The sequence below is a fragment of the Gordonia marina genome (assembly GCF_052036135.1).
Lineage (GTDB): Bacteria > Actinomycetota > Actinomycetes > Mycobacteriales > Mycobacteriaceae > Gordonia.
The window spans coordinates 1-8,866 of the sequence record NZ_JBPSDN010000063.1 but is presented as its reverse complement, the minus strand read 5'-3'; the positions used below and the strand labels follow the sequence as shown (position 1 = coordinate 8,866).

Here is an 8,866-nt window from a genome sequence, read left to right as displayed (position 1 = left end):
CTACACGGCTACCTCGACGACCTCCCGCCCACCGAGTTCGAAGGGAGGTTCTACGCTACCCAGCAGGGCACCCAGGCCCTGGTTGAAATCAAATGACCAGAGCCTCCACCAGACCCAGTGCGGTTCACCCAGTAGTCGAGCCGCGGCGTCGATCGCGGACGGCCAGTCCATCGCCGCATCGTCGGCGTAGTCGCTCACGACCTTCACCAGCCGGATCGGCACCCCGAACTCGCCGCAGACGTGGACCAGAGCCGCGGCCTCCATGTCGACCAGATCGGCGCGCGCCGCGAGGGCGGTGCGCACGACGTCGTCGGTGACGAAGGTGTCACCCGTGGCGAGTACCGATCCATCGCCGCCCGGCAGGCGCCAGGTATCGCGGACCGGGTAGCCGAGGGCCGAGAGTTCACGGGCGGAGATGTCGTGCTCGATCACCGTCGACGGCACGTACAGACCGCCATGGTGCGGGTGCAGGGCTCCGGCCGTACCGATGTTCACCACCCGGCGGTAGCGACCGGGCGCGGCGGCGAGACGCGTCGCCAGCGCCGTCGCCGAACGCACCTTGCCCAGACCGGTGATCAGAACCTCGGCGCCACCCGGCACATGCGCGGCCTCCGCCCGGGTGGCCGCGACCACCAGCACGCCGTCGGTCGCTCCGCTCGCCCCGACACCCCCCGTCGCTTCGCTCGCCCCGGCCATCCGGGCGATCAGTCGCGATTGCCGGCGGGCGCCGACGCCTGCGAGCCCGCGTCACCGGTCGCCGGGTCACTCACCGCACTGAGCCGCTGAAGGTAGTCGAACCGGTTGTTCGCGATCCGCATGACGATCTCGTAGGGCAGCGCGAACTTGCGCGCCCACCAGTAGCCGAAACGGGTGTCGAACGAGGTGTAGACCATGAACTTGTTGCGCACCACGCCCTTGCAGATCGACTTGGCCGCGGACTCGGGTGTCACGGCGATCTTATGGAAGCCCTGGATCTGCTTCTGGATCGCCGGGTTGTCGCGGTCCAGGCCGGCGATCTCGACGGTGTCGACCAGCGGCGTGGCCACCCCGCCCGGGCAGACCAGGCTGACGCCGATACCGTGCCTGCGCAGATCGAACCGCAGCACCTCGGAGACCCCGCGGATCCCGAACTTGGAGGCGCTGTACGCCGCGTGCCAGGGCAGAGCCAGCAGCCCGGCCGCCGACGACACGTTGACCAGCTGCCCACCGGTGCCGCGGCGCACCATCGGCGGTACGAAGCACTCGATGATGTGGATCGGGCCCATCAGATTGATGTCGACCATCCGGCGCCACTGCCGGTGCTGCAACGTCTCGACGGTGCCCCACGCCGACACCCCGGCGACGTTCATCACCACATCCATGACGCCGACCTCGGCCGCCACGTCACGCGCAAAGGCGGCGACCCAGTCGTAGTCGGACACGTCACCTGCGCGGTGGTACAGCACCGTGCCGCCGTCGTCCTTGATCGCGGCGACCACCTGGTCCAGCGCGCCGGTCTGCACATCGGTGAGCACCAGCGCACCGCCCTGCCGGGCCACCTCGAAGGCCGTCGCCCGGCCGATACCGCTGGCGGCCCCGGTGATCAGTACGGTGCGGCCGCGGAAACTCGGCACCGGGGTCGGCATGTACACGAGGTCACGGAGGGTCTTCAAAGACGGCAGTGGCAAGCCCATGCCTCGACTGTAGTGGCCCCGGTCACCGTGCGGCCACCGGCCACCCGCGAGCTATCGGGTCAGATCGGCAACTTCCCGCCGAAAACGGCGTACACGACGGCGAGCATCGCCTTGAGGACCTGCGACGAGACGTCCGAGCCCTGCGCGGCCAGGATCGATTCCGCTTCGGCGAGGCTCGACGCCTTCGAAAGCTGCTCGATCAGCGGACCGACCGCCGAGAGGGCGGCGAGATCGGACATGTCGCTCGCACCGGTGTCGGCGCCCGTGCCCTCGCCGGGGGCGAGCGGCACCGGGTTCGGCGCCGGGGCGGTCGACAGGTAACTCGTGATTCCGTTGGTCACCGCCATCGCGTAGCGGGTGTCGCCCGCCGCCGACGACAGCTCGCGGGCCTCGGCCGGGTTCGAGAGATTGCCCATCTCGAGGAAGACGAGCGGCACTTTGGTCAGGTTGGCGCCGGCGATGTCGCTGCGCGTCTGGATGCCGTCGGCGATACCGCCGTAGTTCGCCGGGGTGAAGTTCGCGCGCTTGAGGGCATCGCGCATCGCCTCGGTCGCCTGGCGTCCCCGGCCACCCTGCACCGACGTCACCGTCGCGTCGGGCACCGGCAGGGCCGGCACGATCAGATGGAAACCGGACTTCCCGGCGTCGGCCCCGGCACTGGTCGAATCCGCGTGCAGGCTGACGGCGAGATCGGCGCCGGACGCGCTCGCCGCGGCGGCGCGCTCATCGACGCAGCCACCCCAGCCGGTGTCGTTGTTGCGGCTCAGGATCACCTTGGCGCCCTCGCGTTCCAGCCCGGCCTTGACCAGCTGCGCGACGTTCCAGTTGATGGTGTGTTCGGTCATGCCGGTCACCGCCGTCGCGCCGGTGGTCTGGCAGTCCTTGGTCCCACCGCGACCGTCCGGCACCTGCTTGGTCAGCGAATGCCCATCGGTCCCGCCCTGGTGCCCGGGATCGAGAAACACCGTGCGGCCCGTCAGCGAACCGGCGGCGGGCGTCGGTGCGACGGGGTCGGCCGCGGCTGGGGCGACGACGGCACCGGTCGCGAGCACGCCGGTCGCCGCGACGCACATCAGCGTGCGGGCACGACGACGGACAGAGAGTACAGACATGAGAACATCCTCCAGATCACCAGCGATCACACTGGTCACTTCTGTAACAAGTGAATCAGCGCACCGCGATACCTGGCAACTCGATCCCGGCCACCAGCGGGAAATCGTTAGTCGGCTGTGACCACGTGCCGGGTCAGATGCAGGATCCCGTGCTCGTCCCCGGGGTCGGCGGGCGTCAGCACATCGTCGAGCGCGATCCGCGCGGCCTCGGTGTCGAGTCCGGCACCGATCACCACCAATGACGTCCGCGGCTCGCCCGCCGGCCACGGTCGCACACCGACCCGCACGAAGCCGCCGACCGCATGTACCTCATAGGCGTGGCCGCGGTGGCCGGGAAGGTCGACGAACGCCAGGCCTTTGCAGCGATAGGCGCCGGCGGGCGGGCGTTCCAAGAAGTGGGCGAGCCGGCGCGGGTCGACCGGCCGCGGGTCGTCGAGCGCGACCGATTCGAACGCGTCATGCAGGTGCTCGTGGTGTCCGTGATGGTCGTCGTGCTCGATCAACAGGTCGCCGATGGTGAGTTGCCGCGGCCCGTCGTCGGCCGACACCCCCGACGATTCGACGAGCAGTCCGGGATCGATGGCGCCGCCGACCACCGGCAGCATCGGCGCCGTCGGATTGAGCGCGGCGAGTCGTGCACCGGTCGCCTCCAGTTCGCCCGCGGAGACCAGGTCGGCCTTGTTGCCCACCACCAGATCCGCGATCGCGATGTGCTCGGCTACCGCCGGATGAGCGTCGAGCGTGGCGGCCAGTTGCGGCAGGTCGACGACGTAGATCAGCCCGCCGTAGGCGACCCGCTCGTCCCGCGCGGCCAGCACCATCCGGACCAGCGCTCGCGGCTCCGCGATGCCGCTCGCCTCGATAACGATCGCGTCGACCCCGGACGCCGCCAGCTCGGCGAGCGCCTCCCCCAGCCCGTCGGCGTCGGTGGTGCAGCAGATGCAGCCGTTGGTGAGGTTCAGCGTCCCCGCCGACCGGCCCGACACCAGGAGCGCGTCGATGTTGACCGCACCGAAATCGTTCACCAGCACGCCGAAGCGCCGCCCGTCGGCGTGCCGCAGGAGATGGTTCAGCAGCGTCGTCTTCCCCGCCCCGAGGAAGCCGGCGAGAATCACCACCGGAACCGGCCGGACGGCGGCCCCGCTCACGCCGAGACCGGGCGGCAACTCGCGCACAGCACGGCGAGATCCCGGCCGAGACGATCGGGATGATTCGCGATCCGATTGGTCGGCGATCCACATTCGGCGCATTTCCCGATCACCGCGGCGCGCGGCGAGAAATCGATACTCATTCGCTCGTCGAAGACGTAGAGCGATCCCTGCCAGAGACCGTCGTCGCGATACCGCTCGCCGTAGCGGACGATCCCGCCGTCGAGCTGATACACCTCCCCGAAACCACGATTGCGCAGCAACGCGGTGAGGACTTCACAGCGGACGCCCCCGGTGCAGTACGTCACCAGCGGCCGGTCCTTCAGATGATCCAAGGCGCCGCTATCGATCAGCGGCACGAAATCGCGGGTGGTGGTCACCGGCGGAACCACCGCCCCGGCGAATCGGCCGATCTCCGCTTCTATCGCATTTCGGCCGTCCAGGAATACGACCTCGTCACCGCGTTCCTCGATCAGCCGGTGCACTTGTTCGGGCGACAGCCGCGGACCGCCACCGATCACGCCATCGGCGTCGACCCGCACCTCGTCCGGCACGCCGAAAGTGACGATCTCCGGGCGGACCTTGACACTGAGCCGAGGGAAATCCGTGCCCGTTCCCGGCGACCATTTGATGTCCGCATCGGCGAACGGGCCGTAACCTCGTGTCGCTCGCACATAGCGTTTGACGTCGGGCAGATCGCCACCCACTGTCGCGTTGATCCCGTGAGGTGACACGATGATCCTGCCGCGCAATCCCAGCGACTCGGCAACGGCGAGCTGCCACAGGCGGATCGCCTCGGGGTCCGGGAGTGGCGTGAACACGTAGAAGAGCACGATCTTGGGAGTAGCCACGGTGCCAGGGTACGGATTCGCCCGGAAAGTCGCCGCCGCCGCCCTCGGCGGAGCGGTCCTGTTCACGGTGACCGGATGCGGTCTTCTCGGTGACGACGGCGGCAAACCGGCGGCCATCGTGATCCCGTCGAAAGACGCGCTGACCACCGAGTCATCGCCACCGACCCTTTCCGAATCGACCTCGGTGAGCCGCCCGCAGCGCTCGTACACCATCGCGCCGGGTGACAGCTATCGGGCGGTGATCGACGACGCCCCGCACGTCGGCGTCGGCGACTTCCATCTCGGCGCCACCACGCCGACCGGCGATCGCGCCGACAATCTGTCCGGCGTGCACTTCTCCACCCCGGACCGTTCCGTGGTCTGCTCGACGGGCAACAACGGCGCCGACGCGCTGGTGTGCTCATCCAGCGAAGTGCGCGGCACCGCGACGCCGCCGGCGGGCACTCCCGCCGGATGCGACTGGAGCCGCGATCTGGTGGTGCTCAATTCCGACAGTCTCTCGGCCGGCGCCTGCGCCAATCTCTATCCGGTTCTGTATCGTTCGCACATCCTGGAGTTCGGTACCGCGCTCTCCGCCGACAGTTTCAGTTGTCTCAGCGACGTCGACGGGCTGTACTGCCTGGAATCGGCGTCGGACCGGGGATTCGCCCTCACCCGAAGCGGCTATCGGGAAATCCAGGGAAACGATCGTGCACCCGTCGCGCTCCGCGGTACCGCATCATCCACGGATACGACTTCACCCAGTCCGACACGCTGAAATCGGCTGTTATCGGACGCCTTGTTCCATCGCAATACGATTGTTTTGTACACTCGCCGGTGAGGGGATATAAAAGCGAACGTCATCGCACCGACAGACAGAGGGAACGCATGGCCAAGAAGACCAAGATTCAGATCGTCGACGACATCGACGGCGCCGAACTCGACGACTACGAAACCGTGCGGTGGAGCCTCGACGGCAAGAGCTACGAATTCGACACCTCGCCGGAACACGCCGCTGAATTCCGCGACGCGGTGGCGACCTATGTCGCCGCGTCTCGGGTGATCGGTGGCCGCAGCACCCGCCGCGCATCGGCTGCCAAGTCGGCCGATACCCGCGCGATTCGTGCCTGGGCCAGCGAGAACGGCCACTCGGTGAGCGACCGCGGCCGCATCCCGGCCGACATCATCGCCGCCTACGAGGCCGCGCATTGAAAGCACGCTTCCGCTGACTCGGGCCCCGCGACGATCCGTCGCGGGGCCCGAGTCGTCCGGCGACCGATACGGGCGGGCCCCGGGGCCGACCGCCAGGGGCGGGCGGCACGAAATGAGCACTTTCGGCCGCGATGATTTTTATTGCGAGCGGCGGCGCCGCGGCCGATAGGGTTACTCCTCATGTCCCTGCAGATACTCCGCCGGCGGGTACTGGCACTGATCCTCGTCGCATTCAGCGTCCTCGCCCTCGCCGCATGCGGCTCGGGTGACGGCAAGAACAAGGACGGCCTGTGCGCCCCGCCCGGCATCAAATCCGCCGCGGCCGCGCCGCAGAACCTGAACACCTCCGAGCAGGCCGTCGACCAGTACACCACCGCGGGCACACTGCCGCTGGACCAGATCGACGTCGCCAAGCTGAACCTGATCGATCCGGGCACGCTCACCGTCGGCACCCTCTCCGACGCGCCGCCGAGCATCTGCCTCAACTCCGCAGGTACCTACACCGGCTTCGACAACGAGCTCCTCAAGGCCGTCGCCGCCAAGCTCGGCCTGAAGGTGAAGTTCGTCGGCACCGAATTCGCCGGGCTGCTGTCCCAGGTGGCCAATCACCGCTTCGACGTGGGATCGTCGTCGATCACCACCACCGAGGACCGCCGCAAGACCGTCGGCTTCACCAACGGCTACGACTTCGGGTACTTCTCACTGGTCGCCTCGCAGACCGGCGCGATACGCGGCTTCTCCGACCTGACCGGCGGGCAGCGGATCGGCGTCGTCCAGGGCACCGTGCAGGACGACTACGTCACCAACACGCTGAAGCTGAACCCGGTCAAGTTCCCGGACTACGCGACGGCCTACGCCAATCTCAAGAGCGGTCAGATCGACGCCTGGGTGGCCCCCAGTCAGCAGGCCGAGGGCGCCATTCAGTCCAGCGACGGCATGGCCATCCTCGAGGACACCTTCAGCGTCAACAACTTCGTCGGCTGGGCCACCCCACGCGGTGACCAGCCGCTGATCGATGCGCTCAACAGCGGCCTGGACGCGGTGATCGCCGACGGCACCTGGGCCAAGCTGTACACCAACTGGGTGCCGCGCGAACTGCCCGCCGGCTGGAAGCCCGGCTCCAAGGCCGCGCCGATGCCGCAGCTGCCCGACTTCCGGCAGATCGCCGCCGACAACGCCACCAACCCGCAGTCGGAGACCGTCGCCAAGAAGGGCACGCTGGCCCAGCTGGGAGACACGTTCTTCAACTGGGAGCTGTACCGCAAGGCCTTCCCCGATCTGTTCAAGACGGGTCTGCCGAACACGATCATCCTGGCCCTGGTGTCGGGCGTCGTCGGCACCCTGGCGGGCATGCTGCTGGCGGTGGCCGGTATCTCCCGGACACGCTGGCTGCGCTGGCCGGCCCGCGTCTACACCGACGTGTTCCGCGGGCTGCCCGCCGTCGTCGTCATCCTGCTCATCGGCCTGGGCATCGGGCCGCTGGTCAAGAACGTGACCGGCGGCAACCCGTACTGGCTCGGCGCACTCGCCCTGGCATTACTGGCGGCGGCCTACATCGGCGAGATCTTCCGGTCCGGAATCCAGAGCGTGGAGACCGGCCAGATGGAAGCGGCCCGCGCCCTCGGCTTCTCGTATTCGCGCTCGATGGCCCTGGTGGTGATCCCGCAGGGCGTGCGGCGCGTGCTGCCCGCCCTGATGAACCAGTTCATCGTGCTGATCAAGGATTCGTCCCTGATCTACTTCCTCGGTCTGCTCGCCAGCCAGCGGGAGTTGTTCGCCGTCGGCCGCGACCTCAACGCGAACACCGGCAATCTCTCCCCGCTGATGGCGGCCGGTCTGATCTACCTGCTGCTGACCATCCCGCTGACCCATCTGGTCAATTACATCGACAAGCGTCTGCGGACCGGAAAGGCCTGAGATGAGCTCCCCCACTCCGGCGAACGCCCCGGAACCCGAAACCACCGAGGTGATCCCGCTCGCCGCACCGAGCCCGGTGTCGCTCACCGGCACCGGCCTGCACCTGGCCTTCGGCGACAACCAGGTGCTGCGGGGCGTCGACATCCACGTCGACGCGGGCACGACGACCACCGTCATCGGCCCGTCCGGCTCGGGCAAGTCGACGCTGCTGCGCGTGCTCAACCGTCTGCACGAACCGCAGGCCGGCGACATCCTGATCGACGGCCGGTCCGTCCTGCACGACAACCCGGATGAGCTGCGCCGCCGTATCGGCATGGTCTTCCAGCAGTTCAACCTGTTTCCGCACATGACCGTCGCCGAGAACATCTCGCTCGCGCCACGCAAGCTGCGCAAGCTCGGCAAGGACGAGGCCCGCGATCTGGCGCTGGCGCAGCTCGACGCCGTCGGGCTCAAGGAGAAGGCCGATGTCCGGCCGTCGACGCTGTCCGGCGGCCAGCAGCAGCGCGTCGCGATCGCCCGCGCGCTCGCCATGAAGCCGGAGATCATGTTCTTCGACGAGGCCACCAGCGCGCTCGACCCGGAGCTGGTCAAGGGTGTGCTGGCGCTGATGACCGAACTGTCCCGCGAGGGCATGACGATGGTCGTGGTGACCCACGAGATGGGTTACGCGCGCAACGTCTCCGACAACGTGCTGTTCATGGACGGCGGTGTCGTCGTCGAGACCGGCTCCCCGGAGCAGTTGTTCGACGCGCCGTCGAGCGAGCGCCTGCAGACCTTCCTGTCCGAGGTGCTCTAGCCGCGGGGCGGGTGGTCTCCACTCCGGTCAACCGGCAAGGACTCCGCTAGGTGTACTTCCCCGTGAGGTTGTGAACGCGGGCTGAGGGGACGAGGCCGCCGATCCCGGTGTGGGGTCGGTGGTGATTGTAGTGGTGCAGCCAGTGCTGGTAGGCCGCTGCGCGTTCGGTGTCACTGGT

Annotated in this window: 9 protein-coding genes and 1 pseudogene; 4 read left to right on the top strand and 6 right to left on the bottom strand. The window is 68.2% G+C overall.

Features of this window, described 5'->3' with window-relative positions:
- Positions 1-123: 123 nt before the first annotated feature.
- The 5 genes and pseudogenes from ACSEEN_RS21020 to trhO all read right to left on the bottom strand — a co-directional run.
- A pseudogene (locus ACSEEN_RS21020) lies at positions 124-696 on the bottom strand (nucleosidase); the annotation flags it as partial.
- An 8-nt stretch (positions 697-704) separates the two neighbouring features.
- Positions 705-1,673, bottom strand: a complete 969-nt coding sequence (locus ACSEEN_RS21015; protein WP_247864638.1) for an SDR family oxidoreductase — start codon at positions 1,671-1,673, stop codon at positions 705-707.
- A 59-nt stretch (positions 1,674-1,732) separates the two neighbouring features.
- Positions 1,733-2,785, bottom strand: coding sequence for an N-acetylmuramoyl-L-alanine amidase (locus ACSEEN_RS21010; protein ID WP_371306976.1), 1,053 nt, complete (start codon positions 2,783-2,785; stop codon positions 1,733-1,735).
- A 107-nt stretch (positions 2,786-2,892) separates the two neighbouring features.
- Positions 2,893-3,933, bottom strand: coding sequence for a CobW family GTP-binding protein (locus ACSEEN_RS21005; RefSeq protein ID WP_440714217.1), 1,041 nt, complete (start codon positions 3,931-3,933; stop codon positions 2,893-2,895).
- The gene (gene trhO, locus ACSEEN_RS21000; RefSeq protein ID WP_440714216.1) at positions 3,930-4,784 is read right to left on the bottom strand and encodes an oxygen-dependent tRNA uridine(34) hydroxylase TrhO; all 855 of its coding nucleotides are present in this window, start codon (positions 4,782-4,784) and stop codon (positions 3,930-3,932) included. Before trhO ends, ACSEEN_RS21005 begins: the two co-directional genes overlap by 4 nt.
- 1 nt (position 4,785) lies before the next feature.
- Here trhO and ACSEEN_RS20995 point away from each other — a divergent pair, with 1 nt between their 5' ends.
- The 4 genes from ACSEEN_RS20995 to ACSEEN_RS20980 all read left to right on the top strand — a co-directional run bounded on the left by ACSEEN_RS20995 (position 4,786) and on the right by ACSEEN_RS20980 (position 8,688).
- Positions 4,786-5,541 (top strand): hypothetical protein, encoded by a 756-nt coding sequence (locus ACSEEN_RS20995; RefSeq protein WP_440714215.1) that lies wholly within the window; start codon positions 4,786-4,788, stop codon positions 5,539-5,541.
- Positions 5,542-5,651: 110 nt separating this feature from the next.
- A complete protein-coding gene (locus ACSEEN_RS20990) occupies positions 5,652-5,975 on the top strand; it encodes a histone-like nucleoid-structuring protein Lsr2 (RefSeq protein ID WP_247864645.1) in 324 nt (107 codons plus the stop codon).
- Positions 5,976-6,155: 180 nt separating this feature from the next.
- The gene (locus tag ACSEEN_RS20985) at positions 6,156-7,892 is read left to right on the top strand and encodes an ABC transporter substrate-binding protein/permease (protein ID WP_440714214.1); all 1,737 of its coding nucleotides are present in this window, start codon (positions 6,156-6,158) and stop codon (positions 7,890-7,892) included.
- A gap of 1 nt (position 7,893) precedes the next feature.
- Complete coding sequence (locus tag ACSEEN_RS20980) at positions 7,894-8,688, top strand: amino acid ABC transporter ATP-binding protein (RefSeq protein WP_247864648.1); 795 nt, start codon at positions 7,894-7,896, stop codon at positions 8,686-8,688.
- Between the two features lie 46 nt (positions 8,689-8,734).
- On the opposite strand, the gene ACSEEN_RS20975 is transcribed toward ACSEEN_RS20980, so the two are convergent.
- The coding region (locus tag ACSEEN_RS20975) for an integrase core domain-containing protein (protein WP_440713156.1) at positions 8,735-8,866 on the bottom strand (132 nt) is incomplete at its 5' end.

What these genes read in the sequence shown, in the direction of transcription:
- ACSEEN_RS20980 (WP_247864648.1), top strand. Translation starts at nt 7,894, where the DNA reads ATGAGCTCCCCCACTCCGGCGAACGCCCCGGAACCCGAAACCACCGAG.
- ACSEEN_RS21010 (WP_371306976.1), bottom strand. Translation starts at nt 2,785, where the DNA reads ATGTCTGTACTCTCTGTCCGTCGTCGTGCCCGCACGCTGATGTGCGTC.
- ACSEEN_RS20990 (WP_247864645.1), top strand. Translation starts at nt 5,652, where the DNA reads ATGGCCAAGAAGACCAAGATTCAGATCGTCGACGACATCGACGGCGCC.
- ACSEEN_RS20985 (WP_440714214.1), top strand. Translation starts at nt 6,156, where the DNA reads ATGTCCCTGCAGATACTCCGCCGGCGGGTACTGGCACTGATCCTCGTC.
- ACSEEN_RS21015 (WP_247864638.1), bottom strand. Translation starts at nt 1,673, where the DNA reads ATGGGCTTGCCACTGCCGTCTTTGAAGACCCTCCGTGACCTCGTGTAC.